Source organism: Promicromonospora sp. NPDC090134, assembly GCF_044746965.1.
In the GTDB taxonomy this organism is placed as follows: domain Bacteria; phylum Actinomycetota; class Actinomycetes; order Actinomycetales; family Cellulomonadaceae; genus Promicromonospora.
The window spans coordinates 166,336-191,180 of sequence record NZ_JBIVCZ010000009.1; the positions used below are offsets into that span (position 1 = coordinate 166,336).

General features: G+C 72.5%; 24 protein-coding genes. 7 read left to right on the plus strand and 17 right to left on the minus strand.

What is annotated here, in order from left to right:
- Positions 1–2: 2 nt before the first annotated feature.
- The 12 genes from alaS to ACIPN7_RS22835 form a co-directional block, all read right to left on the minus strand.
- Positions 3–2,696, minus strand: a complete 2,694-nt coding sequence (gene alaS, locus ACIPN7_RS22780; protein WP_400547662.1) for an alanine--tRNA ligase — start codon at positions 2,694–2,696, stop codon at positions 3–5.
- A 145-nt stretch (positions 2,697–2,841) separates the two neighbouring features.
- Positions 2,842–3,096 carry a hypothetical protein gene (locus tag ACIPN7_RS22785; RefSeq protein ID WP_400547665.1) on the minus strand — a complete coding sequence of 85 codons (255 nt, stop codon included), beginning with the start codon at positions 3,094–3,096 and terminating at the stop codon, positions 2,842–2,844.
- Positions 3,093–3,521: a DUF948 domain-containing protein gene (locus ACIPN7_RS22790; RefSeq protein ID WP_400547668.1), complete on the minus strand. Its 429-nt coding sequence runs from the start codon at positions 3,519–3,521 to the stop codon at positions 3,093–3,095. Before ACIPN7_RS22790 ends, ACIPN7_RS22785 begins: the two co-directional genes overlap by 4 nt.
- Positions 3,522–3,834: 313 nt before the next feature.
- Complete coding sequence (rpsD, locus tag ACIPN7_RS22795; protein WP_182615637.1) at positions 3,835–4,461, minus strand: 30S ribosomal protein S4; 627 nt, start codon at positions 4,459–4,461, stop codon at positions 3,835–3,837.
- Positions 4,462–4,673: 212 nt separating this feature from the next.
- Positions 4,674–6,068 (minus strand): replication-associated recombination protein A, encoded by a 1,395-nt coding sequence (locus ACIPN7_RS22800; protein ID WP_400547672.1) that lies wholly within the window; start codon positions 6,066–6,068, stop codon positions 4,674–4,676.
- Positions 6,069–6,077: 9 nt separating this feature from the next.
- Entirely contained in the window at positions 6,078–6,701 is a 624-nt protein-coding gene (locus tag ACIPN7_RS22805) for a GNAT family N-acetyltransferase (protein WP_400547675.1), read from the minus strand.
- 87 nt (positions 6,702–6,788) lie between these two features.
- Positions 6,789–7,994 carry an AI-2E family transporter gene (locus tag ACIPN7_RS22810; protein WP_400547678.1) on the minus strand — a complete coding sequence of 402 codons (1,206 nt, stop codon included), beginning with the start codon at positions 7,992–7,994 and terminating at the stop codon, positions 6,789–6,791.
- Positions 7,995–7,998: 4 nt separating this feature from the next.
- Positions 7,999–9,282, minus strand: a complete 1,284-nt coding sequence (locus tag ACIPN7_RS22815) for an AI-2E family transporter (RefSeq protein WP_400547681.1) — start codon at positions 9,280–9,282, stop codon at positions 7,999–8,001.
- An 84-nt stretch (positions 9,283–9,366) separates the two neighbouring features.
- Positions 9,367–10,164 (minus strand): hypothetical protein, encoded by a 798-nt coding sequence (locus ACIPN7_RS22820; protein WP_400547684.1) that lies wholly within the window; start codon positions 10,162–10,164, stop codon positions 9,367–9,369.
- A 69-nt stretch (positions 10,165–10,233) separates the two neighbouring features.
- Positions 10,234–12,594, minus strand: a complete 2,361-nt coding sequence (locus tag ACIPN7_RS22825) for a hypothetical protein (protein WP_400547687.1) — start codon at positions 12,592–12,594, stop codon at positions 10,234–10,236.
- A gap of 118 nt (positions 12,595–12,712) precedes the next feature.
- Positions 12,713–13,126, minus strand: coding sequence for an SDR family oxidoreductase (locus ACIPN7_RS22830; protein WP_400547690.1), 414 nt, complete (start codon positions 13,124–13,126; stop codon positions 12,713–12,715).
- A 98-nt stretch (positions 13,127–13,224) separates the two neighbouring features.
- The gene (locus ACIPN7_RS22835; protein ID WP_400547693.1) at positions 13,225–14,409 is read right to left on the minus strand and encodes an amidohydrolase family protein; all 1,185 of its coding nucleotides are present in this window, start codon (positions 14,407–14,409) and stop codon (positions 13,225–13,227) included.
- Positions 14,410–14,633: 224 nt separating this feature from the next.
- On the opposite strand from ACIPN7_RS22835, the gene ACIPN7_RS22840 reads away from it, so the two are divergent.
- The 5 genes from ACIPN7_RS22840 (at position 14,634) to ACIPN7_RS22860 (ending at position 19,114) form a co-directional block, all read left to right on the plus strand.
- Positions 14,634–15,206, plus strand: a complete 573-nt coding sequence (locus tag ACIPN7_RS22840; RefSeq protein ID WP_400547696.1) for a TetR/AcrR family transcriptional regulator — start codon at positions 14,634–14,636, stop codon at positions 15,204–15,206.
- Between the two features lie 161 nt (positions 15,207–15,367).
- Positions 15,368–16,408, plus strand: coding sequence for an SGNH/GDSL hydrolase family protein (locus ACIPN7_RS22845; RefSeq protein ID WP_400547699.1), 1,041 nt, complete (start codon positions 15,368–15,370; stop codon positions 16,406–16,408).
- Positions 16,409–16,496: 88 nt separating this feature from the next.
- Complete coding sequence (locus ACIPN7_RS22850; RefSeq protein WP_400547702.1) at positions 16,497–17,675, plus strand: SLC13 family permease; 1,179 nt, start codon at positions 16,497–16,499, stop codon at positions 17,673–17,675.
- A 57-nt stretch (positions 17,676–17,732) separates the two neighbouring features.
- A complete protein-coding gene (locus ACIPN7_RS22855; RefSeq protein ID WP_400547704.1) occupies positions 17,733–18,572 on the plus strand; it encodes a YqjF family protein in 840 nt (279 codons plus the stop codon).
- Positions 18,560–19,114 (plus strand): DinB family protein, encoded by a 555-nt coding sequence (locus tag ACIPN7_RS22860; RefSeq protein ID WP_400547707.1) that lies wholly within the window; start codon positions 18,560–18,562, stop codon positions 19,112–19,114. Before ACIPN7_RS22855 ends, ACIPN7_RS22860 begins: the two co-directional genes overlap by 13 nt.
- Here the strand turns inward: ACIPN7_RS22860 and ACIPN7_RS22865 are convergent, their stop codons facing one another.
- The gene (locus ACIPN7_RS22865; RefSeq protein ID WP_400547710.1) at positions 19,115–19,513 is read right to left on the minus strand and encodes a DUF2255 family protein; all 399 of its coding nucleotides are present in this window, start codon (positions 19,511–19,513) and stop codon (positions 19,115–19,117) included. It lies immediately after the preceding gene.
- On the minus strand, positions 19,510–19,938 hold the full coding sequence (locus tag ACIPN7_RS22870; protein ID WP_400547713.1) for a MarR family winged helix-turn-helix transcriptional regulator: 429 nt from the start codon (positions 19,936–19,938) through the stop codon (positions 19,510–19,512). The genes ACIPN7_RS22865 and ACIPN7_RS22870 overlap by 4 nt, the downstream gene beginning before the upstream one ends.
- A gap of 109 nt (positions 19,939–20,047) precedes the next feature.
- Between ACIPN7_RS22870 and ACIPN7_RS22875 the strand changes: the two genes are divergently transcribed.
- Positions 20,048–20,965 carry an alpha/beta hydrolase gene (locus ACIPN7_RS22875; protein WP_400547716.1) on the plus strand — a complete coding sequence of 306 codons (918 nt, stop codon included), beginning with the start codon at positions 20,048–20,050 and terminating at the stop codon, positions 20,963–20,965.
- 4 nt (positions 20,966–20,969) lie between these two features.
- Here ACIPN7_RS22875 and ACIPN7_RS22880 read toward each other — a convergent pair whose 3' ends face one another.
- The gene (locus tag ACIPN7_RS22880; protein WP_400547719.1) at positions 20,970–21,722 is read right to left on the minus strand and encodes an SDR family NAD(P)-dependent oxidoreductase; all 753 of its coding nucleotides are present in this window, start codon (positions 21,720–21,722) and stop codon (positions 20,970–20,972) included.
- Between the two features lie 142 nt (positions 21,723–21,864).
- Here ACIPN7_RS22880 and ACIPN7_RS22885 point away from each other — a divergent pair, with 142 nt between their 5' ends.
- On the plus strand, positions 21,865–22,770 hold the full coding sequence (locus ACIPN7_RS22885; protein ID WP_400547722.1) for an AraC family transcriptional regulator: 906 nt from the start codon (positions 21,865–21,867) through the stop codon (positions 22,768–22,770).
- 16 nt (positions 22,771–22,786) lie between these two features.
- Here ACIPN7_RS22885 and ACIPN7_RS22890 read toward each other — a convergent pair whose 3' ends face one another.
- Entirely contained in the window at positions 22,787–23,458 is a 672-nt protein-coding gene (locus tag ACIPN7_RS22890) for a GAP family protein (protein ID WP_400547725.1), read from the minus strand.
- A 37-nt stretch (positions 23,459–23,495) separates the two neighbouring features.
- Positions 23,496–24,815, minus strand: coding sequence for an MFS transporter (locus ACIPN7_RS22895; RefSeq protein WP_400547728.1), 1,320 nt, complete (start codon positions 24,813–24,815; stop codon positions 23,496–23,498).
- Positions 24,816–24,845 lie beyond the last annotated feature (30 nt).

Consider the following 24,845-nt stretch of genomic DNA (forward strand, 5'->3'; position numbering starts at 1 on the left):
CGTCAGGCACCTACTGCGGCCAGGCGCACGCCCTCGGCGATGCCCGCCAGGGCCTCGCCCAGCTTGGCCGGGTCGGTGCCGCCGCCCTGGGCCATGTCCGGCTTGCCGCCACCGCCACCACCGAGGGTCTGGGCGGCGGTGCGCACGAGGTCGCCGGCCTTGTAGCCGGCGGCACGGGCGGCGGCGTTGGTCACGACCACCACGACGGGGCGGCCGCCCGACACGCCGCCGGCGGCGGCAACGACCGGCTCGGCCTCGCCGAGGCGGCCGCGCACGTCAAGCACGAGGGCCCGCAGGTCGTCGGCCTGGGCCTCGCCGGCGTCGTGGGTGACGACGCGGACGTCGCCGACGCGCGGGGCCTCGGCGGCGAGCTTGCCGGCGACGGCCAGGAGCTGGCCCTGCCGCAGCGTGGCGAGCTCCTTCTCGGCCTCCTTGAGGCGCGTCACGAGGGAGCCGACGCGCTCGTGGAGGTCCTCGGGGCGCGTGTTGAGCAGCCCGGTGAGCTGGCCCACCAGGGCGTGCTCCTTGGCCTGGAAGCCGTACGCGCCGTCGCCCACCAGGGCGTCCACGCGGCGCACGCCGGAGCCGATCGACGACTCGCCCAGCAGAGTCACCCGGCCGAGCTGACCGGTCTGCTTGACGTGCGTGCCGGCGCACAGCTCGCGCGACCAGTCGTCGCCGATCGAGACCACGCGCACGACGTCGCCGTACTTCTCGCCGAACAGCGCCATGGCACCGGCCTCGCGGGCCTTTGCGATCGGCATGAGCTCGTCGGTCACGTCGAGGTTGTCCGCGAGGCGCACGTTGACGCGCTCCTCGATCTCCGTCAGGGCGGACGCCGAGACGGCGGACGGCGAGCGGAAGTCGAACCGGATGCGGCTCGGGGCGTTCTCCGAGCCGGCCTGGGTGCGGTCCGGGCCGACGAGCTCGTGCAGCGCCTTGTGGATCATGTGCGTGGCCGAGTGGGCCCGGCTGATGGCCTTGCGGCGGGCCGTGTCGATCTGGGCGGTCCCCGGGTCGCCGAGCGCCACCGTGCCCTCGATCAGGCGGCCACGGTGCACGTTCAGGCCCTTGATGGGGCGCTGCACGTCGTCCACCTCGATGGTGGCGCCGCCGTCGAGCACGATCGTGCCGTGGTCGGCGAGCTGGCCTCCGGCCTCGGCGTAGAACGGGGTGCGGTCCAGCACGACCTCGATCTCGGCCGGAGCCGTGACGGCCGGGGCGGGGACACCGCCGGTGAGCAGGCCGGCGACACGGACCGAGGCGTCCGTCTGGGTGTAGCCCAGGAACTCGACGGGGGCCGTCAGCTCCTTCTCCAGCGCCTCGTAGGCGGCGACGTCGGCCCCGCCGGTGCGCTTGGCCAGCGCGTCGGCGCGGGCCCGGGTGCGCTGCTCCTGCATGAGCGAGCGGAAGGCCTGCTCGTCCACCTGCACGCCCTGCTCGGCGGCCATCTCGAGGGTGAGGTCGATCGGGAAGCCGTAGGTGTCGTGGAGCTGGAAGGCGGCCTCGCCCGGCAGCACCAGGTGCTCGCCGCCCTGCTTCTTCAGGCCGGCAACGGCGCCGTCGAGGATCGTGGTGCCCGAGGCGAGCGTGCGCCGGAAGGCCTCCTCCTCGGCGTAGGCGACGGCCGAGATCTGCTCGAAGTTGGTGCCCAGCTCCGGGTAGGAGGGGGCCATGGCGTCCTTCGAGACCGGCAGCAGCGACGGCAGGGCCACGCCGTCCACGCCGAGCAGGCGCATCGCGCGCACGGAGCGGCGCAGCAGCCGGCGCAGCACGTAGCCACGGCCCTCGTTCGAGGGGCGCACGCCGTCGCCGATGATCATCAGGGCCGAGCGGACGTGGTCGGCCACGACGCGCATCCGTACGTCGTCGTCGTGGTTCTCGCCGTACTTCTTGCCGCTGAGCTTCTCGGCGGCCTCGATGACGGGGAAGACCTCGTCGATCTCGTACATGTTGTCCTTGCCCTGGAGCAGGAAGGCGACCCGCTCCAGGCCCATGCCCGTGTCGATGTTCTTCTTGGCGAGCTCGCCCACGATGCGGAAGTCCTCCTTGGACTTCACGTCGTCGATGGCGTACTGCATGAACACGAGGTTCCAGATCTCGACGAACCGGTCGCCGCCCTCGTCGACCAGCGGGCCGCCGTCCGGACCGTAGGCGGCACCGCGGTCGTAGAAGATCTCCGAGCACGGGCCGGCCGGGCCGGGCTGGCCGGTGGACCAGTAGTTGTCCTTCTTGCCGAGCCCCTGGATGCGCTCGTCGGGCAGGCCGACGATGTCCTTCCAGAGCTGGCGGGCCTCGTCGTCCTCGTAGTAGACGGTGACCCACAGCTTGTCGGGGTCGATGCCGAGCTTGCCGTCGTCCAGCGAGCCGGTCAGGAAGTCCCAGGCGAACCGGATGGCGTCGGCCTTGAAGTAGTCGCCGAACGAGAAGTTGCCGTTCATCTGGAAGAACGTGCCGTGCCGCGTCGTCTTGCCGACATCGTCGATGTCGAGCGTGCGCACGCACTTCTGCACGCTGGTGGCGCGCGTCCACGGCGGGGTCTGCTGGGCCGTCATGTACGGGATGAACGGCACCATGCCCGCGATGGTGAACAGCGTCGACGGGTCCGGCGAGATCAGCGACGCCGACGGCACCACCGCGTGGCCCTGAGCTTCGAAGTAGTCGAGCCAACGCTTGCGGATCTCGGCGGTGCGCATGAGGTCAGTGGTCCTTCTTCTCGGTCGTACTGATGGGTCGTGCTGGAGGGTGCACAAATTCTGGTGCGGGACGCTTGTCCGGGCACGTACCTATTCTGCCGCTGGTAGCGCGGCAGACGGAAACTGAATGATCCGGCGGGATCCGTTACCGCTGGTGGTCCTGCAGCTCGCCCCGGAGGGAGGCCATCAGCTCGGCCTCGCGCTCGGCGCGCGCCGTGGTGAACTCCGACCGGAACGTGCGCGCCATCTGGTTCAGGCGCACCCCGGCGTCGTCCACGGCGGCCGCGGCGCGCTCGCTGACGGCCTCGGGCGTGTAGCGCGCGACCACCTGGCGGCCCTTGTGGATCACGACGACGGTGACGGCCACGCCGACGCCCACCCAGAACAGCCGGCGGATCATGCGCCGGCCCCGCTCGCGCCGGTACTCGTGCCTGCGGTCGTGTCACTGCCGGTGTGCCGGCCGCCGCCGTTCCTGGCCTGCCCGAAGGCCTGCCGCACACCGTAGGAGAAGGCCGCGACCTTGACGAGCGGCTTGCCCAGCGTCGCCGCGTACAGCCCGGTCAGCGCGGACACGTTCTCGCTGACCGACGCCGCGGAGGTGGTGATCGTGTCGACCTTGACGAGCTGCGTGTTCGCGGAGGCGACGGTGCTGGCGGCCTCGTCGAGGATCGGCACCGAGTGCTCGGTGACGTCACGGACGCTCAGCCGCGCCTCGTCCAGGAGCCTTCCCAGCTTCCACAACGGGACGGCGAGAAAGCCCACGAGGAGCACGAACGCGATCGCCGCGATCAGTCCCGCCACGTCTCCGATGTCGCCGAGGGTCATGCGCAAGCTCCTGACTGAAGGTTCGCAGAGGTCCGGCGCCGCTGGCTGCCGGGGTCGTCGATCACCCTATCCCGCTCCCGGCCACCCTCGCCCGTCGCCCCGCCCGGGTGCCTGCCCGAGTGCCCGCCCGAGTCCCGGCCGAGTGCTCGCCCGGTGCCCGGCCAGGCGTCGAACGTAGGAGAAGTCGCACTCCGGGGGCTCATGGAGCGACTACTCCTACGTTCGACTACGGCCGCCGTCAGCCGGTACGAAAAAGCAGACGGCCCCCTCCGCGCCGGGGCGCGGACGGGGCCGTCCGGTACTGCGGGTGCGATCAGCGAGCGTAGAACTCGACGACCATCTGCACGTCGCAGGTCACGGGGACCTCGGCGCGCTTCGGTGCACGGGTCAGCGTGGCGGTCAGCTTCTCGAGCTGCACGTCCAGGTAGCCCGGGAGCGTCGGCAGCACGTCGCGGTGCGCGCCCGCGGCGGCGACCTGGAACGGCACCGTGGTCTGGCTCTTCGGCTTGACCTGGATGGTCTGGCCGGGCTTCACGCGGAACGACGGGCGGTCCACGATCTTGCCGTCCACCAGGATGTGACGGTGCGTCACGTGCTGGCGGGCCTGCAGGATGGTGCGGCCGAAGCCGGCACGCAGCACCACGGAGTCCAGACGGGTCTCCAGGTCCTCGACCATGACCTCACCGGTCAGGCCGGCCTGCTTGCGGGCGTTCTCGTAGACCTTGAGAAGCTGCTTCTCGCGAAGCATGTACTGCGCACGCAGACGCTGCTTCTCGCGCAGACGCACCGCGTAGTCCGACTCGGTCCGACGGCGGGCACGACCGTGCTCACCGGGCGGGTACGGACGCTTCTCGAAGTGCTTGACGGCCTTGGGCGTGAGCGCGAGGCCCAGCTTGCGGCTCAGGCGCACCTGGCGGCGCGCACGGGTCACAGAAGTCACTGTGATGTCCTGTCCTGTAGATATTGAAGGTCACACCCGGACACGGCTCCCCCACGAAGGAGGACCACACCGGGTGCGGGACCAGCCGATGGAGCGGGGTGCGTGAGCACCATGCTCGCGGGGCCGAGGTCCCAGGGCGTTGCCATGGGCAACCTGGCAATCTTACCGCACGTCGGCGTTCCGGCTCGCCGTGGGCCTGGTCACGCCACCGTTCACCCGTCGCTCCCGAGGATCCCCCGGATGCGCTCCAGGCGCTCCGCCACCTGCCGCTCGTACCCGCGGTCGCTCGGGTCGTAGTAGCGCGACCCGGCCAGCACGTCCGGCAGGTACTGCTGCGGCGCGACGCCGTGCGGCCAGTCGTGCGCGTACCGGTACCCGTCGCCGTGACCCATCTGCTTGGCGCCCGCGTAGTGCGCGTCGCGCAGGTGCGGCGGCACCGTGCCCACCTTGCCCGCGCGGACGTCCGCCAGCGCGGCGTCGACGCCGAGGTAGGCGGCGTTCGACTTGGGGGCGGTGGCCAGGTGCACCACGGCCTCGGCCAGCACGATGCGCCCCTCGGGCATGCCGATGAGCTGCACGGCCTGGGCGGCGGCGACGGCGGTCTGCAGGGCGGAGGGGTCGGCCATGCCGACGTCCTCGGCCGCGGAGATGACCAGGCGCCGCGCAATGAACCGCGGGTCCTCCCCCGCGGCGACCATGCGGGCCAGGTAGTGCAGGGCGGCGTCGACGTCCGAGCCGCGGATGGACTTGATGAATGCCGAGATGACGTCGTAGTGCTGGTCGCCGTCGCGGTCGTAGCGGACGGCGGCGACGTCGACGGCGCGCTCGACGTCGGCCAGGCCGATCAGCGGGGTGGTGCCGTCGGCGCCGGTCGCCGGCTCGTCGTCGGACAGCACCGCGCCCGCGGCGGCCTCCAGGATGGTGAGCGCCTTGCGGGCGTCGCCGCCCGCCAGACGCAGCAGGTGGTCGGTCGCGTCCTCGTCGAGCTCGACCGCGCCGCCGAGGCCGCGCTCGTCCGTGACCGCGCGCAGCACGAGCGCGCGCACGTCCTCGGTCTCCAGGGGCTTGAGCGTGAGCAGCAGGGAGCGGGACAGGAGCGGCGAGTTGACGGAGAAGCTGGGGTTCTCGGTGGTCGCGGCCACGAGGGTGACCCACCGGTTCTCGACGCTCGGCAGCAGCGCGTCCTGCTGCGACTTGGAGAAGCGGTGCACCTCGTCGACGAACAGCACGGTCTCGTCACCGCCGGTGGCGAGCCGGCGCCGGGCGTCCTCGACCACCTGCCGCACGTCCTTGACGCCCGCCGTGACGGCGCTCAGCTCCACGAAACGGCGCCCCGACACGGTGGCCACGAGGTAGGCGAGCGTGGTCTTGCCGGTGCCGGGCGGTCCCCAGAGGATGACCGACGATGGCGCGGAACGGGTGGAGCCCGGGCCCTCCGCTGGTTCTATGAGCCGCCGCAGGGGCGACCCGGGCACCAGCAGGTGCTCCTGTCCCGCTATCTCGTCGATCGAGGCCGGGCGCATGCGCACGGCGAGGGGCGACGACGCCCGCGCGGTCGGGGTACCCGCCGTGTCGGTCGTCACCGTACTGAACAAGTCGTCGAACACCGCCCCAGCCTACGGATGCTCACTGACACTCACGTGCAGCGCTGGTGCGTGGGCGGGCCACGGCTCGTTGGGCTCGCGGGGATCCTCGGGCAGGATGGTGCCGACCCAGGCGTTCCGGCGCACGCCGCGCTGCAGCCCGTGCCGGCGCAGGGTGGCCTCGTGCCGGAAGCCGAGCCGCCAGGCGACCCGGCGGGACGCCCAGTTGCCGACGTAGGCGACCCAGCTCACCACGGACAGGCCGAGCCCCTCGGGGTCCAGGGCCCAGTCGACCACGAGCCGGGACGCCTCGGTGCACAGCCCCCTGCCCCGCGCGTCCGCCGTCATCCAGAAGCCGAGCTCCCCCGCGCGCTCCTCCGCCGGGGTGCCCTCGCAGGTGAGGCCGACCATGCCGAGCAGCGGCCCGTCGACGTCGCCCGGGGCGCGGACCGCCCACGTGTACACCGAACCCTTCGCCCAGCCCTCGGAGACGTGGTACCGCACGAAGCTCTCGGCATGTCTGCGCTCGTAGGGCACCGGCACCACCGTCCACTCGGCGACGGCGGGGTCCTGGCAGGCCGTGGTGATCGCGTCGACGTCCGAGTAGGTCGGGACGGACAGGCGGACGTGCTCCGTGGCCAGGACGAACGGTTCCATCCCTCGATGGTGCCACAGAAACAGGCTCCCACCTGCAGGTTTACCGTTTCGGACGGCACCTCGCGGGAGTCGGTCGGGTGACGTCGGTCACGCCTCGCCGACGTCGTCGTCCGCATCGTGCGCCGCGCCGGCGGGCGCGTCACCGGCCTCGTCGGCGCCGTCGTCGGCGTCGTCGGCAGGCTTGCGCAGCGTGGTGTAGACCGCCCAGGCCACGGCGATGAGCGGGACGGCGACGATCGCGCCCAGGATCCCGCCGACCACCGTGCCGCTCGTGACGCCCAGGGCGACCACGACGGGGTGCAGCGACACCTGCTTGCCCATGATGAGCGGCTGCAGCACGTGTCCCTCGAGCTGGCCGATGCCGGCGATGCCGATCACGACGATCAGGGCCGTCAGCAGCCCGTCGGCCGCGAGCGCCACGACGGCCGCGATGATCATGGCCAGCGGGGCGCCGATGAGCGGGATGAACGTGCCGATGAAGACCAGCACGGCCAGGGGTGCGGAGAGCGGCACGCCGAGGATGGTCAGGAAGATGCCGGCGAGGATGCCGTTGGTGATCGCGACGAGCACCGTGCCGCGGGTGTAGCCGGAGAAGGTGTACCAGCCGGCGCCCGCGGCGTCGTTCCACCGGTCGCGGGTGCGGGCGGGGACCTGCTGCATGAACCAGCGCCACATGGCGCCGCCGGAGGCGAGGAAGAAGACGGTGCAGAAGATCGCGAGGGCCAGGACGGCGATGCCCTCGACGATCGAGCCGGCGCTCTCGGCCGCTTGCCCCACGAGGGTCTGGGCGTTCTCCTGGATCCAGTTCGCGGCGTCGTCGATCCACTGGTCGCGCGTGTCCAGCTCGACGTCGACCGGGAACGGGCTGTTCTCGATCAGGCTGACGATCTGGTCGATGCCGGTGTTGAACTCCCCCGCGAGCCGTTCCCACGAGCCGGCGACGGACACGACGACGTAGGTCAGGAGCCCGCCGACCACGAGCACGCCGGACAGGATGGCCGCCGCGGTCGCCAGGGGCCGGGGCATGGCCCGGGCGTAGAGGTCGGTGAGCGGGTTGAGCACCGCGGTGAAGACCAGGGCCAGGAACACCGCCACGAAGACGAGCAGCACCTGGGTGACCGCCCAGAACACCAGGGCGATCCCCGCGACGACCAGGATCAGGCGCCACGACCAGCCCGCGGAGGTGCGCAGCCACGGCGGCGGCGCGGAGTCTCGCCACGCCGGGTCCCGGCGCGGGACGCCGGCCTGCGGCGCGGCAGGTCGTGGGGCGGGTCGTGGCGCGGGGTCGGGCACCGAGTCAGTCTGCCTCACCGGGGGCCGCCGTGCCGGGTGCGGGGGCCGGGGCGACGTCCGGGGCCGCCCCTGGGGCCACCCCGTGCGCCGCCGCGGGCGACGCCTCCTGCGCCGTCCGGCGCAGCGTGGTGAACACCGCCCAGGCCACCGCGGTGAGCGGGACGGCCACGACGGCGCCGAGCAGGCCGCCCAGGACCGATCCGGCGGCCACCACGAGCGCCATCACCACGGGGTGCAGCGAGACCTGCTTGCCGGTGATCAGCGGCTGGAGCACGTTGGCGTCGATCTGGGCGACCACGACCATGCCGATCAGCACGACCAGGGCGAGCACCGGGCCCTTGGCGGCCAGCGCGACGAGCACGCTGATCACGATGGCGGCGACGGGGCCGATCATGGGGATGAACGCGCCGAGGAACACCACGACGGACAGCGGGAGGGCCAGGGGCACGCCGACGACGGACAGGAAGATCCCGGCGAGGATGCCGTCGGACAGCGCGACGAAGAACATCCCCCGGGTGAAGCCGGAGAACGAGGTCCAGCCCGCGGCCGCCGCGGCCTCCCACCGGTCGTGCCGGTCGGCGGGGACGAAGTCCAGCGCCCAGCGCCACATGCGGCCGCCCTGGGTCAGGAAGAACACGGTGCAGAAGATCGCGAGGACGACGGCGGTCGCACCCTCGGCGACCGAACCGGCGCTCTCGGCGGCGGTGCCCGCGTAGTCGCCGGCGTGGGCCTGGAGCCAGGCGCCGCCGTCCTTCAGCCAGTCGCCGGGGGTGCCCAGCCCGGCCAGCATCGGGACGCCGGTGAGCAGCTGGGCGAGGTCGGTGAGGCCGGTGGCGAACTCGGTGGCGAGGTCCTCCCACCGGCTGACCACGGACGAGACCACGTAGGTCACGAGCGCGCCGACGGCGAGCACCGCCGTCAGCAGGGACGCCGCCATGGCCAGGCCGCGCGGCATGACCCGGTCGTAGAAGTCGCCCAGCGGGAGCAGCACGGTGGTGAAGACCAGGGCGAGGAACAGGGCGACGAACACGACCTGGACCAGGCCCACCACGTAGAACACGATGGCCACGGCCGCCACGATGCCGACCAGCTTCCAGGCCACCTCGCCGGCGGTCCGGATCCACGGTGCGCCGAAGGTGCTGGTCGGCGGCGCCGGTGCGGCGGCCTGCGCCGGGGCCTGTGCCGGGGCCTGCCCCGGGGCCTGTTCCGGGGCGGCGGGCCGCGGGGTGGTCGGCGGCTCCGCCGCTGTCGTCGGCGCTACCGTCGGCGCGTCAGCCGTCATCGCCATGCTCCCAATTTTGTTATGGGCGAATTGTCCAGGGCGGACCCTAGCGGCGCGGCGCTTCTCCCGACAACTCCCCTCACTCCCCGGTCAGCCGACGAGCGGCTGCCCCGTCAGCGCGGCGAGGTCGCGCGCGGTGGGACGTGCGCCGGCACCTGGGCCGGCACGCGAGGCGGCCTGCGCCGTCGCGTGCCCGGTGGCACGCGCGACGACCGCGTCGCGCCGGTCGTCCTGCCCGGTGGCGCCGGGCGGCAGCAGGGCGGCGACGGCGCGCACCACCGCCGGGTCGGACGCCGCGTCGGTGAGGGCGCCGGTGCGGCCGAGGGCGAGCTCGGCCGCGGCCGCGGTCCCGGCGTCGGGCGAGGCGGCCAGCAGCTCCAGCGACAGCGCCGCGGCGCCGAGCACGCCGGCGCCGAGCACGGACTGCAGCACGTCGCGGTCGCCGAGCAGGCCGGCGAGCACGGCGTCCTCGGGAGCCGTGCGCACGAGTGCGACGGGACGCGCCGCGACGTCCTCCCCCCGGCGCGCGGCGAACCGGGCCGTCAGCTCGTACCTGCCGGGCGCGGGGAACAGCGGCACGCTCCCCGACGACAGCAGCGGCACCGCGGCGACCAGGCGCCCACCCGCGGGCAGGTCCACGGATCGCGGCGCCGAGTCGGCGGGCCACGGCCACGTGGCCCGCACCGGCGTGCCCCCGGCTCCCGCGACCTCGATCTCCAGGTCACCCTCGACGAGGTTGAGCCGGGCGCTGACGGTGGCGGGGCCGCCCGTCGCGACGAGCTCGACGTCCACGAACGCGATGCGGTCGAGCGGGAGGGAGGCCGCGGCGGGCCGGAGTCGCAGCTCCAGCCCGCCGCCGCCCCCGCCGCCCTGAACTGTGTCTGTCACTGTGTCGATCCTTTCCGGCATCCATCCTCCCGTGTCGATCCTTCCCCGTGCGGTCCACGTGTCGCCCGGTCAGCGACCCTGCGGCTCGGTGAAGTCCGCCGCGACGCGCTGCGCGGCGGCGAAGTCCTTCCCCGCGGCCGTGCGGGCGCCGCCCTTCGCGCGCGCCTTCAGCGCCGCGATCGTGTCGGCCACGACCGGCGCGTTCTTCTCGGTGGGGCTCGCGACGGTGACCGCGAGCGCCGCCGCCCGTTCGGCCGACCGCCCCGACAGCGCCAGCTCGAGGAAGTGCGTGGCCTCGTCCGGGGACGCGATCCGCACGTCCTGGGCGCGGACGTCCGTGAACGAGCGGGTGAGCGAGTTGGCGAGGACGAGGGCCCCGGCCGCCCCGGTGTCGGTGTCGCTGTGCTGCTCGGCCAGGTCGGTGAGGACCGCGCGGGCCGAGGCGTCCGTGGCGAAGTCGCCCAGGGCGATGGCACGCCCGACGCCCGGCGTCAGCGTCTTCGCGCTGATGTCCACCTCGGCGTCGGTGGCCGGGCCGCGGACGTCGACCGTGACGGGTGCGGAACGCACTGTGGTCAACGGGTCCACCTCGAGCTGCGCGGCGACGGTGTGCCGGCCGGGGGCCGTGAACGTGACGCCCTGGTTGGTGAAGAACACCTGGACGTGGTTGTGGAGCGACTCCCCCGGCTGCAGCACGACCGTCGGGCGCGGGCCGCAGCCGATCGCGACGTCGACGAGGTGCTGCAGCGAGTGGTCGGGCGGCGTGTGCAGGAAGACGAGGTCACCTTCCGACAGGTTGATCAGCGTCGTGACCGTGCGCGGCCGGTCCGACACGTTGGTCAGCGCGACCTCGGCCGTGACGTACTCGCCCACGTACGCCTGGGCGGACATCGCCACCGTGAGCTCCAGGCCCTCGTCGCCCGTGTCGCCGCCGAGCCCGGCGACGTCGACCGGCGCCGGGAGCCCCGCCGACAGGTCGCCGTGCCCCCACCCGAAGTTCTTCCAGCCCGGGCGCACCTGCGGGTCGGGCGAGTGGATGAGCGACGTGCGGTCGTGGTCCGAGAACACGAACGCCGCGTTGCCCGGGTACGGGTTGGCCGCGGTGGCGAAGCCGATGACGTCGCCCGTCTGGTTCATGATCTCGATGCCGATGCCGGGGTTGTGCACGTCGTGCTTCGGGTGCCACAGGTTGAACGCGTGCCCGGCCTCGTGCACGAGCGTGCGCAGGAACGCCGCGGGCACCTCGTCGAGCGGGCGTCCACGCGCCGGGGCCGCGATGACGGAGTCGTTGCCCAGCCGCACGTCGGCGAAGCCGGCAGCCCCTTCGCGTGGCACGGTGTCGTCGTCGAACATGATCCCGAACAGGCCGCCCTGCGACGAGCCGACGAACAGCCACAGCCGCCACCCCTCGCCGGGGACCGCCTGGCGGTGGCCCGTCATGAGGGTCGCGAGCTCGGCGTTGGTGAGGTCGGCGTCGTTCGGCACGGCGATCTCGTCGGTGACGACGGTGACGTCCCAGCCCGCGGTCGCGTAGACCGAGCGCACCGTCGCGGTCGCGCCCGTGCCGACGGTGGCGGACGCCGGGAAGGCGCGGTTGACCATGGCGTCGACCTCGATGCGGCAGCCGCGGTACATCGGCGACGTCTTGCGGGCCGTGACGTTGGTGACGGTGCCGCCGATCGACAGCGTGCCGGTCATGCGGTCCGAGGGGCCGAGGAACCTGGACGCCGTCGTCACGACCAGCGGCCGACGACAGCTCAGGGTGAGCGTGCCCGTGTCGGTCGAGACGAACTCCTGCGTGGTGCGGTTCCACAGGTGCCGCACGATCTGCACGGTCAGCGTGCCGCCGGCGTAGGTGGCGCCGTTCGACCGGAAGTACCAGGAGTACTCCGACGCGGGGAAGGTGGGATACCAGCGGAACCCCAGCAGCGGGAAGGCCAGGGCCGCCGGGTCGTCGCCCGCGGCACCCGCCTCGCCGGATGCGGTCCCGAACTCGGCGCCGTGCTCGACGGTGTCGGCGTCCGGCCCTCCGGCGACGGGACCGACCCCTCGGGCGACGGCGCCCGCGAGGGGCCCCGGGTCAGGGATCGGGAACGGGCTCGGGATCGGGAGCCGCGGCTCGAGGACCGGCGGGAAGACCCGCCGGGAGTACATGTCGCCCGAGACGCGCAGCGACGAGGCGCCGACCTCGATGCGCATCGCGCCGCGCACCTCGGGGCCGAACACCGTGCGACGCTCCAGCTCCAGGAGCCACGAGCCTTCCAGCGTGCCGATGGGACACGGCCGGGTGAGCAGCTCCGGCCGGATGACGGGACCGACGACGAGCTGGCCGTCGGCGTCGAAGGTGAGGGGCGCGGTGCGATACCCGCTTCCGTGCCCGTGGTGGTGCGCGGCGGTGGCCTCGTCGCCGCATCCGCAGTCGTGGTCCATGGTCGTGCCCTCTCTCCTGACCGCGGACGCGGCCGCTGACAGGAAAGAGAGCCGGCGGGACGTCGCTGATGGCCCCGGCGTCGACAATCACCCGGTCGTCGTGCGCCGCGCGGTCGCGCTAGGCGCCGTAGCCGCCGTCGATCCTCAACACCGCGCCAGTCACGTAGGAGGCCTGCGGGCTGGCGAGGAAGACGACGCCCGCGGCGATCTCCTCCGGCCTGCCGTACCGCCCCATCGCCGTCGTCGGAAGGAACCTGGACGCGGCCGGGCCGTCGGCGGGGTTCATCTCGGTGTCGACGAACCCGGACTGGATGACGTTGACCGTGATGCCCCGGTGGGCCAGGTCGCACCTGCGAGCTGGGCAACGCCGATCCGGAGGTCCTCGCGCACGCCCACCAGACCTACGAGACGTCCACCGCGCTGATCGCCGACTGCGTCGCGCGGGCCCAGCGCGAGGGCGACCTGCCTGCCGAAGCGGATCCGGTCGCGCTGGCGCGGGCCCTCCTCGCCGCACAACAGGGATCGTGTTCATGGGCCGGACCGGGCTGGACACGGCCACGCTCACCGCCACGGCACGATCACTCGCGGCTCAGCTCCTGCCGGGGCGCACCGGCGACTGAGCTTCCGCGATCACCTGACGTACCACCGATCACCGACAGGCAACAGTGGTGCGCCTCGGCGCCAGACCTGCTGGATGTTCAGTGAGTCTGCGATGCGCGTGGTGGGGTCGCCGTCGACCAGCAGGAGGTCGGCGCGGAGCGACTCACGGATCCGCCCGCGGTCGGAGAGGCCGAACCGTCGTGCCGGCGTGGACGTGGCGGCGCGGAGCGCTTCGAGCGGGGTGAGTCCGGCGCGCACGAGGAGCTGCAGCTCGTGGTGGACGCTCGCCCCGTGCGCCATGCCGCCGAACGCCGGCAGGGGGAACGACACGTCGGTGCCGACGAGGAGGTCGACGCCCGCGTCGTGGAGCGCCTTGACCGAGGCGAGGACGTCCTGCAGGCTCCCCTGCGGATACCGGTCGTAGCTGCTGCGGAGCGTCGCGGTCCAGGCGTCGTCGAGCCGGGAGCTCACGCGCGGGTCCGCCGCGAGCTCCGTCGCCGGTATGCCCATCATCGACGCGTTCAGGACCACGCAGGGCACGACGAAGGCACCTGAGCCGGCCACGGAGCGGACGATCTCCGGCGTGTGCGGCCGGTCCATGAAGAGGTGGACGAGGCCGTCGATCCCGCCCGCGATCGCCGACGCCGTCGCGTCGACCGTGAGGGTGTGTGCGACGGTCAGCAGGCCGCGCCGATGCGCCTCCGCTACGCCGGCCGCGATCGTCGCGTCACCCAGCAGCGGGAGCCCCGGGGCGCCCTCGACCGAGCCGTCGTCGATCATGAACTTGATGTAGTCGGAGCCCGCCGCCTCGAGCTGCGGGATGAAGGCGACCGCCTCCTCCGGGGTGGTCGAGAACGGCATCACGACGTCGGACCAGGACGATCCGCCGTCCTCGCCCTCCGCGCCCTCCCACGGGGGCGCCTCGTCGTCCTCGGGATCGCCGTCGTGCCCGCCGTCGCCCATCAGCTCGCTGGGGTGTCCGCCAGGGGGCGTGATGCCGAACCCTGCGGAGCGGACGTCGGCGACACGGTCATTGCCCGTCACGTGCTCCCGCCGTTGCCGCGTGAACATGCCCTGCATCTCCAGCTCGGTCGTGACGCCGAACGTGAGGGCGAGCTCGAGCGCCTCGACCGACGTGTGCACGTGGGCGTCGATGAGTCCGGGCAGCAGGGTCGAACCGGCGGCGTCCACCACGTCGGACCCGTCCGGGGCCACGCCCCCGACCTGGAGGATCCGGGGGCCCTTCCAGCACCACCACGCCGGCGTCGATCACCTCCTCGCCGTCGAACACGCGTGCGTTGACGATCGCAGTCCTGTCCATCTCGTCCTCCTCGTTCGTTGTGACAGGCAGGACGCTAGCACGCATTTCCGTAGTCACTACAGAATCCGAGTCGCACCAGAATTGGTCTCGGTACACGTTGCGGTCTAGGATCGGGCGCATGGCAGCCGGAACCGGACTTCGCGCGCGCAAGCGAGCACAGACCCGCCACGCCCTGCACGAGTCGGCCGTCCGGCTGTTCCTGGAGCGGGGATTCGACGACGTGACCGTCGCCCAGATCGCCGAGGACGCCGACGTGGCGCTGACGACGCTGTTCACCTACTACCCGGACGGCAAGGTCGCCCTCGTCTTCGAGCAGGACGAGGACCGCGCCGCCGCCCTCGTCGACGCCGTGCGGAAGCGCCCCGCAGGGGCCGATCCGCTGCGCGCCGTCGAGGCGTTCATGGCGAGCCGGCTGCCCTTCGAGGCCCACGACCGCGAGCGCAAGCGGCTCCTGGAACTGATCCTCTCGACCCCGCAACTTCGGGCGCACGTCCGGAAGAAGTGGACCGACTGCGAGGACGCGCTGGTCACGGTGCTCGCCGACGAGTGCCGCGAACCCGCGGACGCAGCGGTGCGCGCCCTGGCCCGTCTCGTCCTCGAGAGTCCCGACATCGCGGCCCGCGAGAGCACGCCCGGCGAGGCCCTGGCGATGATCTTCGCGAACCTTCGGCGCGGCTGGCGATACGACTAGCGCCTGCGACCGGGCAGGCCACCACCCACAGATGGTGTTGGGTGACCTATTTTTGGCGAATTCATTTGCCAGACATTGTGCAGGTTGGGTGAAATCTCCTATAAAGGTAGCGATCGAGCCACAACTGGCGTGGCTCGACGGACCTTCAGAGGAGCTACCCGATGAAGCACCGTCTGTTGCGCGTCCTCGCCGCCCTGGCGGCGACGAGCCTTGCCACGTTCGGGCTGGTGACGACGCCGGCCCTGCCGTCGTACGCCGCCGGCGAGTCCTACGTCGCCCTGGGCGACTCCTATTCCTCGGGAACCGGCACCAGGACCTACATCAACGACGGCACCGAGTGCCTGCGCTCCACCTACGCCTACGCCAGCCTGACCGCGGCGGCCAAGGGCTACAGCCTCAACTTCCGGGCCTGCTCGGGAGCGGTCGTGGCCGACGTGACGAGCACCCAGATCAGCGCACTGACCTCGGGCACGAGGTACGTGACCCTCTCGGTGGGCGGCAACGACGCCGGGTTCGCCGACGTGCTCACCGAGTGCGCCCTCCCCGCGTGGGCCAGCGACTGCGCCGGGACGGTCGCCGCGGCCCGTGCGTTCATCTCCAGCACCCTCCCGGGCCGGCTCAACACGCTCTACGCCTCCGTCAGGACGAGGGCACCGAACGCGAAGGTGGTCGTCGTCGGCTACCCGAAGATCTTCATGGGCGAGGACTGCAACCTGGCGACCTTCTTCAGCCCGGAGGACGAGACGGCGCTCAACAACGCCGTCGTGCACATCAACTCGGTCATCTCGGCGGCCGCCTCCGCCAGAGGGTTCACGTTCGTCAACCCGGTCAGCCGGTTCACCGGCCACGCCGTCTGCGACTCGACGGAGTGGATCAACGGCTTCTCGAACCCCGTCCAGGAGTCGTACCACCCCAACCGCCTCGGTCACGCCAACGGCTACCTGCCGCTCGTCAGCGGCGTGCTGACCGGCGCGAGCGTCGCGGCGACCAGCACGGTCCTCGCCGAGGCGGAGGCAGGCGCCGCGGAGCAGGCGAAGCTCCAGCAGAAGTACGCCACGGCCGACCGCAAGATCAAGCCGAAGCTCTTCCAGCCCCCCACCAAGGCCAGGCTGGAAGAGCTGGCGAAGGAACGGGGCGTCGACTTCGACACGTGGTGGGCCGGAGTTCAGCGTTCGGAGCGAGCCACCGACCTGACGCAGTGAGCGACGGCGTCTGACGGGTTCGCAGCCCGCAGCAGGGCGGCCGCGCCCCGTGGCCGGCCGCCCTCCCGCGGATCCGTATGCTCAGCGCGTGAACGGCGCGCGCACCCGACCTCGACCGAGCACGTGGATCGTTCTCGCGATGGTCGTCCTCGCGGCCGCCTGCGTGCTGAGCGGCCTGCTGCCGGCACAGGACGCCCGGGCCGTCGGCGCGCGCACCGCCCCCGTGCTCGGCTTCGTGGTCGCCATCACGATCGTCGCCGAGCTCGCGCGCGACGCCTCGGTGTTCGAGGTGCTCGCGCAGCTCCTCGGCCGCTGGGGCCGGCAGCGGATGGTGGTGCTGTGGGTGTGGGTGGTGCTGCTGGCCGTCGTCAGCACCGTGTTCCTGTCGCTCGACACCACCGCGGTCATCCTGACGCCGCTCGTCGTGCTGCTCGCGCAGAGCATCGGGATCTCACCCCTGCCGTTCGCGCTGGCGACCATCTGGCTGGCGAACACGGCCTCGCTGCTGCTGCCGGTCTCCAACCTGACCAACCTGCTCGCCGCGCCGGCGTTCGGCGACCACCCCTCCGCCTTCGTGGCGCTGAGCTGGGCACCAGCCCTCGTGGGCGTCGTGGTGCCCGTCGCGCTCCTGACGGTCCGGTACCGGCGCGTCCTGTTCTCGACCTACCGGGTCCCCCCGCAGCGCGTCCCCTCCGACCCCGTGCTGTTCTGGGGCGCGGGGCTGGTGCTCCTGGTGCTGCTGCCGCTGCTCGCGCTCACGCCGCACGTATGGGTCCCCGCGACGGCCGCCGCCGTCGTGCTCGCCGCCCTGTTCCTCGTCCGACGGCCCGGCGCGCTGCGGCCCGCGCTGGTGCCGTGGCAGGCCCTCGGGATCGCCGCCTCGCTGTTCGTCCTGGTCGAGACGGCGCACGCCCACGGCCTCACGGCCCTCCTGACCGCGGTGACCGGCGCGGGCCACGGCCCGGGCGAGCTGCTGCGCGTCGCGGGGCTCGGCGCGCTGGCCGCCAACGGCATCAACAACCTGCCCGCCTACCTCGTGCTGGAGCCGATCGCCGCGGGCGACCCCGTCGTGCTGATGGCGCTCCTGATCGGCGTGAACCTGGGTCCGCTGGTCACGCCGTGGGCGTCGCTGGCGACGCTGCTGTGGCACCAGCGCGTCGTCGCGCTCGGCGTCCCGGTCCCGTGGCGCCGCTTCGCCGCCTGGGGCGTGGTCGCGGCGGTGCCGACCGTGGGCCTGGCCGCCCTGGCACTGTCCGTCGTTGGCTGAGTCGCCGGACAGGGCCTTCTCCCCCACCCGACGCTCCTGCTTGGTACGTTCCTCGGCGTGACCTTGGAGAACGCCCGCCCGGAGACGGGGACCGGAATGTTCCTCTCCGCCGAGTGGCGCCGGCTGGTGATGCTCAGCCACGAGATCGATCCGGACGTCCTGCGCCCGCTCGTACCGCGCGGCGTCGAGCTCGACACCTGGGACGGCCGGCACCTCGTGAGCATGGTCGGGTTCCAGTTCCTCGACACCCGCCTGCTCGGCGTCCCCGCCCCGTTCCACCGCGACTTCGACGAGATCAACCTGCGCTTCTACGTGCGCCGCCGGGCGGACGACGGCTGGCGGCGCGGCGTCGTCTTCGTCAAGGAGATCGTGCCCCGGTGGGCGCTGGCCACCGTCGCCCGCGTCGTCTACGGCGAGAAGTACGTCGCGCGGCCCATGCGGCACAGGATCGACCTGCACGACGGCGAGGTCACCCCGGGCGGCCTGGTCGAGTACGCGTGGCACGACGCCGGGGACTGGCACCACCTGCGCGCCACGACCGACGGCCCGGCGCGGCCGCTCGTCGAGGGCTCCCAGGAGGAGTTCGTCACCGAGCACTACTGGGGGTACGCCGCGCAGCGCGGCGGCGGCTTTGTCGAGTACCGCGTGGAGCACCCGAGCTGGCAGGTCCGGCAGGCCCGCGACGCCGCCCTGGAGTGCGACGTCGAGCAGGTGTACGGCCGGCCGTTCGCCGAGAGCCTGGCCGCCGAACCGTTCTCGGCGTTCATCGCGGACGGCTCGCCCGTCGTCGTCCGGCGGGGCGCCCGGCTCGGACGCACCAGCGCCCCGCGCCGCGACCCGACCGACCGACCGACCGACCGAGACCACCGAACTCTGGAGCCGACATGGCAGACCTGACCGAGCACAGCCCCGCCACACGGGACATCCTCGCGACCTTCGAGCGCGCACGAACCCGGCTGTTCGGGCGCCTCGAAGGGCTGACCGACGCGGAGTACCACTGGGAGCCGGTCAGCGGCTGCATCAGCATCCGCCCCGGCGACGACGGCGTCTACCGCGTCGCCGACCTGTTTCCGCAATCGGGTCCGGACGAGCCGGACCCCGTCACGACGATCGCCTGGCGCATCTGGCACATCGGCAGCCTCTGCCTGCGCGGCTACGTGATCCACCTCTTCGACGACGCCCCCGAGTTCCCCGACCGCCACGAGTGGCCGGGCACCGCCAAGGAGGGCATCCAGGCGCTCGCCGACGACTGGGAGCAGTTCATCTCCCGTGTCGCCGCCATGGACGACGAGCGCCTGCTGGCGCCGATCGGCCGGGGCCCCGGTGGCTGGGCCGAGGAGACCTACCTGAAGCTCGCGCTGCACGCCCTGGTCGAGGTCTCGCACCACGGCGGCGAGATCGGCCTGCTGCGCGACCTGTACCTGCGCGAAGACGCCTGATCACACGTCCGTTCCCAGCGGGATCACCCGCAGTGTCGCGTCGCGCGCCGGCGAACGGGTCATCCGGCGGACCCCGGAGTCGTGGCCGTACCGGTCGTGCAGCGCCTGGTCGACCTCCGCCGCACGCCCGAGGTCCCGGACGAACGCGACAGCGATGCGGCGCCCGTCGACGTCGATCTCGCCGTGGCCCGACCGGACCGCGCCGCGGTACCAGGCTCCGTCGGGCCCGTTGAGCGAGCGGACCAGCTCGTCCTGACCGAGCCGGACGTGCCCGACGAGCACGAAGGACCGCAGCGTCCCGTCGTCGCGGGCTCCCGCGACGCGGATGAGCTCCGTCCGGGCGAGCAGGGAGAGCTCGTCCTCGGTCCACTGCCGGGTCTCCCGCGGGTCGGTCCTCACGGTGCCACCTGCGGGGCGGGTGCGAGCAGCGCCGTCAGGATGCGGGTCAGCTCGGCCCGGTCGCCAGGCCCGATCAGCGCCAGCCTGCGCTCGAACGCCGCCGCGAGCGCCGCGAAGGAGCGGTCCCGCGCGGCGACGCCGTCGTCCGTGAGCACGAGCCGGTGGCGCCGCAGGTCAGCGTCGTCGATCTCGCGCCGCATGAACCCCTTCGCCACCAGGTTGCGCACGTAGACCGTCACGCTCGCCTTCGGGATCACCAGCGCCGTGGCGAGCTGGGCCGGGTACGGCGACGCGGCCACCTCGGCGAGGACGAAGAACTCCTTCGGCTCCAGCCCGAGCTCCTCCAGCTCGGCGCTGCACTCGTCGAGCACGGCGGTGAGCAGGCGGTGGTTCAGCGTCCAGAGCTGCGCGGCGTCGACCGGCATGCGACCTCCTGGTTCCGGGTGGTACGGTCAATATAGTTCCAGACTGTACTACCCACCACTTCGGATTAACACATCATGGAACGACATCGACGCGAGAGGTTCTCCACCTATGCTTCAACACCTCACGATCCCCCGCGGGCCGATCGAGCTCGCGGCCGACCTCTACCTCCCGGACGGCCCTGCGGCGGAGGGCGCCGGGCTGCGGGCCGTCGTGCTCTCGACACCGGGCAGCAGCGTCAAGCAGCAGATCGGCGCGAACTACGCCGCCCGGCTGGCCGCCCGGGGCATCGCGGCGCTCGTGTTCGACCCCGCCCACCAGGGGCAGAGCGGCGGCGAACCCCGCGATCTCGAGGACCCCTACCGCCGTGGTGAGGACATCTCGTACGCGATCGACGTGCTCGGTACGCTGCCCGGTATCGACCCGCAGCGCATCGGCGTGCTCGGCATCTGCGCCGGCGGCGGCTACGCGGTGCACACCGCCCGGACCGACCACCGCATCAAGGCCGTCGGCACCGTGGTCCCCGGCAACATGGGCACGTCGTTCCGCGGGTTCCAGCCGCACGGCCCCGCGTCCGCGCTCGACACCCTGGCCGAGGCGCGCACGCAGGAGAACCGCACCGGCGAGCCGGGCCGGGAGCACTGGCTGCCGGACACCCTGCAGGACGCGGCCGCGGCGGGCCTGACCGACCCCGACACCACCCAGGCGATCACCTACTACCGCACCGAGCGGGGCCGCAACGAGCACTCGACCAACCGCCGCCTGGCGCGCGGGGACGCGCTGTTGCTCGGGTACGACGCGTTCCACCTGGTCGACCAGCTCATGACGCAGCCGCTGCAGGTCGTCCTCGCCGGGCGGATCGGCAACACGGGCTCCTACGAGGCCGGCATGCAGCTGTGGAAGATGGCCCCGAACCCCGTGGATCTCCTGGTCGTCGACGGCGCCGGGCACTACGAGATGTACGACGTACCCGAGTACGTCGACGCCGCCGTCGACCGGTTGGCCGGCTTCTACACCGACCACCTGTAGGCACTCAGACCTGGTTGGTGCCGCCGTCGACGTAGAGGTTGCTGCCGACGACATAGCTGCTCTGTTCCGAGGCGAGGAACGCCACGACCGCGGCGGCCTCCTCGGGCTGCCCCATCCGGCCCTTGGGCACGGTCGCGGCGACCTGCTCCTTGATGGCCCGAGCGGTCTCCTCGTCACCGAAGGCGGCGGCACCGCCGGGTGTCTCGATCCAGGCCGGCGAGACGACGTTGACCCGGATGCCACGCCCCTTGAGCTCGTTGGACCAGGTCCGCGCGAACGACCGGACCGCGGCCTTCGACGCCGAGTACGCGCCGAACGCCTCCATCCCCCGGTCGGCAGCCGTGGACCCGGTCAGGATCACCGAGGCGCCCTCGTTGAGCAGCGGCAGCGCCTTCTGCACGGTGAACAGCGTGCCCCGCACGTTGACCCCGAAGGTCTCGTCGAAGTGCTCCTCGGTGGTCTCCTCCAGCGTCACGAACGAGCCGACCGCCGCGTTCGCCACGAGCGCGTCCAGCCCCTTGCCCCGGGCCCGGACCGCGGCGTAGAGCCGGTCCAGGTCCCCCGGATCCGAGATGTCGCCGACGACCGCGGTGGCCCGGTCCTCCCCGATGGTCCTGACGGCCGCCTCCAGCTCGGCCTCGCGCCGTCCCGTGACGAACACGTAGGCACCCTCCTCCGCCAGCCGCACCGCGGTCGCCAGACCGATGCCGCTGCTGCCGCCGGTCACGACCGCTGTCCTGCCCTCAAGCTGTCCCATTGTGGATCTCCTCGTTGCCTTCCGTGGTGAATCTGCTCAGGCATCGATCCTGCGGGACCGCGGAGGTATCATCCATAACGGATGGTCCAGGATTCGTTACCGATAGTCCAGGAGTTGGGTGTTGCTCGGTTTCAGCGATCCGGTGGCTGACGCGATCAGCCTGCTCCGGCCCCGCACGGTCGTCGGACCGAGCCTGCACGCCGCCGGCGAGTGGGCGTTGCGCTTCGACCAGCTCCCGCACGTGCGGATCGGCGGCCTCGTGCGCGGCAGCTGCTGGCTGATCCTCGACGGGCACGAGCCGGTGCTCCTGCAGGAGGGTGACACCTTCATGCTGGGCAACCCGCCGCCCTATGTGCTGGCCAGCACGCCCGGCGCCCGGACGCGTCCCGCGCAGCAGCTGTGGGCTCGTGCCGAGGACGGGTCCGTGCGGATCGGCCCGGAGCCCGAGGAGGATCTGTACCTGTGCGTCGGGCACATCGCGTTCGACGACGGCAACGCCTCCCTCCTGACCGACCTCCTGCCGCCGCTCGTGATCGTCCGCGCGGCCGACCCGCGCGGCCTGGAGCTGGGACAGCTGATCACGCTCCTGGCCACCGAGGTCGAGGCCACCGCCGCCGGCGGCCCGCTGGTGCAGAGCCACCTGGCGCAGATCCTGCTCGTGCACATGCTGCGAGCGCACGCCGGTCAGACGGACCGGCCCATCGGCTGGCTGGGCGCCCTGAACGAGGACGGCATCGGCGCCGCCCTGCGCGCCGTGCACGCCGATGTCGCGCACTCCTGGACGCTCCAGGAGCTCGCCGACATCAGCCACATGTCGCGGTCCGCGTTCGCCCAGGCCTTCAAGAGCCACGTCGGCGTCCCGCCCCTGGACTACCTGATCCGGTGGCGCATGAACCTCGCGCGCGACGCCCTCGCCCGCGGCACGCTGTCGATCTCGGAGCTCGCGCGGGCCACGGGCTACCAGTCCGAGAGCGCGTTCAGCACGGCGTTCCGCCGCGTCGTCGGGTCATCCCCCTCGACGTTCCGCGACCAGGCACGCATCCCATAGGGGACGACGCTCCGGGCTATACCGTCGACAGGCCGTCACCGAGCAGCTTCGCACCGAGGACGAGCAGCAGAACGGTCATGATCGTCGCGTTGTTGTGGATCATCCAGGCCTTCAGCTCGTCGAGGACCTTCCCGCCCCGCGTCCCCATCGAGAAGTAGATGACCACGGGCGTCGCGACGCCGGCGCTGGCGACCACGGCGAACACGAGTGCGGCGACGATCGCCGTGCTCGCGTCCTGGGAGTCGCTCCCTGCCACCGCAAGGCCCCCGGACACGACGAGGAGCAGATTCTTCGGGTTCACCACGGCGAGCAGGACCGCGAGCCCGGCCGATCTCACCGGCGTGAACCCGTCGATCGCCGCCATCCACCCCGGCATCGGTGGGTCGACGCCGGGCTTCGGCCGGCCGCGCCACTGACGGACGCTGAGGAACAGCAGCGTGAGGCCGAGCACGATCTTGAGCCAGCCCGTCCACGAGGCCGGACCGTCGGCGTCCGGGCTCGCGTTCCCCGCGACGAGGGCCACGACCGCGACCACGACGAGCACTGCCACGAACCACGCGGCGACAAAGGCCAGCGCGTTGGCGCGCGCCCGCCTGCTCACGAGCATGAGCACCACGGCCACGATCGGCAGCGGGCTGACGAGCACACCCACCGCGACCGGCAGGGACTGACCTATCGCGCTACCCATGGGACCCCCTCCGAGCCTGACCAGCCAGGTCGCGACCCTAGGGGCGCGCGGCGACGGGGGTGTCACCCGATCCAGGTGACCCGGTCCTTCTCGCCGGAAGCTCCTTCTCGCCGGCGACGGCGGAGGCGGAGACGGCGGAGGCGGAGACGGCGGAGGCGGAGACGAGCGTCGCAGCGGCGAGACCGCCCCAGAGAACGGCCGGGCCATGGGGTGCGAGAGCGGTGATGACCGCCGGGGAGACGGCGAGGCCGAAACCCGTGGAGAGCTGGAGCCGCGCGAGCGCGCGCCCCAGGACGTGGGCCGGGGCAAGGACGGTGACGAGCGCGGTGGCGCTGCCCGCGTAGACGATCTCGCCGATGGTGCAGAGCACGGACACCGCGACGACGGCGGGGGCGGCCCAGCCGTGCCCCAGCGACGTGGCCACGAGGAAACCGAGGTAGGAGGCGCTGAGGACCGCGCCGGCGAGAGCCAGCGTCGTCCGCCGGGAGAAGCGGGCCATCAGGACGGTGACCGGCACCTGCAGGGTGACCACCAGCACCGTGTTCGCCACGAAGACGGCACCCGACCACACCGGGGAGGCGTCGAGCTGGGTCACCAGGACGAGCGGGAGCGCGACCTCGGGGACGTTGAGGCAGAAGGCGTAGACCACGTTGGCGGCCAGCAGCGCGCGCATCCGGGGTACCGGCCGACCGCCGCCGCCGTCGACCCCGTCGTCGATCCCGCCGTCGACCCCGCCGTCGACCGAAGCGGCTGCCGGACGGGCGCGCAGGCGGACGGACCACGCCAACGCGGCAGCGGTGAGGTACGCGAGCCCGGTGACGACGGCCAGCACCCGCAGCGCGGTGGTGCCACCCACCAGGCATGCGGTGGCCAGCAGCGCGCCCACGCCGAGGCCTGCGTTGCGCAGGGCCCGCGCTGCCGCGAGCGCGGCGTCACGTTCCCGGCCGTGGGCGACCGTGGCCACGAGTGCCGCGTGGGCGGCCGGCCACGCCTGGTTGCCGATGCCGAGGAAGAGGGCCGCCGCCGCGAACGGCCAGAGGTGTCCCGCCGGCGTGGCGAGCAGCAGCGCGACGCCCACCACCCGCACCAGCATCGACGCCGCCACGACCGTGCTGCGCGCGCCCCGGTCCAGCCATCGGCCGACCGTGGGCAGGCACACCAGACCCACGACGATGCCGACCGTCATGGCGATACCGGTGGCCGGCGCGGACAGCTCGAGCACGGTCACGCCGTAGAGCAGCAGGAACGGCCGCATCATTCCGGTGCCGAGCGCGTCCACGGCCAACGCGGCGGCGTAGCGGGGGCCGCCGGAGGCCCGGACGAGGGCGCGGACCTGGATCCTGGTGGTGGTTGCCATGGCGTCACGGTGCGTCCGGCTTCCCGGGCA

Bases quoted from the DNA above. Each gene is read 5' to 3' on its own strand.
- alaS (WP_400547662.1), bottom strand. From the start codon at position 2,696: ATGCGCACCGCCGAGATCCGCAAGCGTTGGCTCGACTACTTCGAAGCT.
- ACIPN7_RS22785 (WP_400547665.1), bottom strand. From the start codon at position 3,096: ATGATCCGCCGGCTGTTCTGGGTGGGCGTCGGCGTGGCCGTCACCGTC.
- ACIPN7_RS22790 (WP_400547668.1), bottom strand. From the start codon at position 3,521: ATGACCCTCGGCGACATCGGAGACGTGGCGGGACTGATCGCGGCGATC.
- ACIPN7_RS22805 (WP_400547675.1), bottom strand. From the start codon at position 6,701: ATGGAACCGTTCGTCCTGGCCACGGAGCACGTCCGCCTGTCCGTCCCG.
- ACIPN7_RS22815 (WP_400547681.1), bottom strand. From the start codon at position 9,282: ATGGCGATGACGGCTGACGCGCCGACGGTAGCGCCGACGACAGCGGCG.
- ACIPN7_RS22825 (WP_400547687.1), bottom strand. From the start codon at position 12,594: ATGGACCACGACTGCGGATGCGGCGACGAGGCCACCGCCGCGCACCAC.
- ACIPN7_RS22830 (WP_400547690.1), bottom strand. From the start codon at position 13,126: ATGAACACGATCCCTGTTGTGCGGCGAGGAGGGCCCGCGCCAGCGCGA.
- ACIPN7_RS22840 (WP_400547696.1), top strand. From the start codon at position 14,634: ATGGCAGCCGGAACCGGACTTCGCGCGCGCAAGCGAGCACAGACCCGC.
- ACIPN7_RS22845 (WP_400547699.1), top strand. From the start codon at position 15,368: ATGAAGCACCGTCTGTTGCGCGTCCTCGCCGCCCTGGCGGCGACGAGC.
- ACIPN7_RS22860 (WP_400547707.1), top strand. From the start codon at position 18,560: ATGGCAGACCTGACCGAGCACAGCCCCGCCACACGGGACATCCTCGCG.
- ACIPN7_RS22870 (WP_400547713.1), bottom strand. From the start codon at position 19,938: ATGCCGGTCGACGCCGCGCAGCTCTGGACGCTGAACCACCGCCTGCTC.
- ACIPN7_RS22875 (WP_400547716.1), top strand. From the start codon at position 20,048: ATGCTTCAACACCTCACGATCCCCCGCGGGCCGATCGAGCTCGCGGCC.
- ACIPN7_RS22880 (WP_400547719.1), bottom strand. From the start codon at position 21,722: ATGGGACAGCTTGAGGGCAGGACAGCGGTCGTGACCGGCGGCAGCAGC.
- ACIPN7_RS22890 (WP_400547725.1), bottom strand. From the start codon at position 23,458: ATGGGTAGCGCGATAGGTCAGTCCCTGCCGGTCGCGGTGGGTGTGCTC.
- ACIPN7_RS22895 (WP_400547728.1), bottom strand. From the start codon at position 24,815: ATGGCAACCACCACCAGGATCCAGGTCCGCGCCCTCGTCCGGGCCTCC.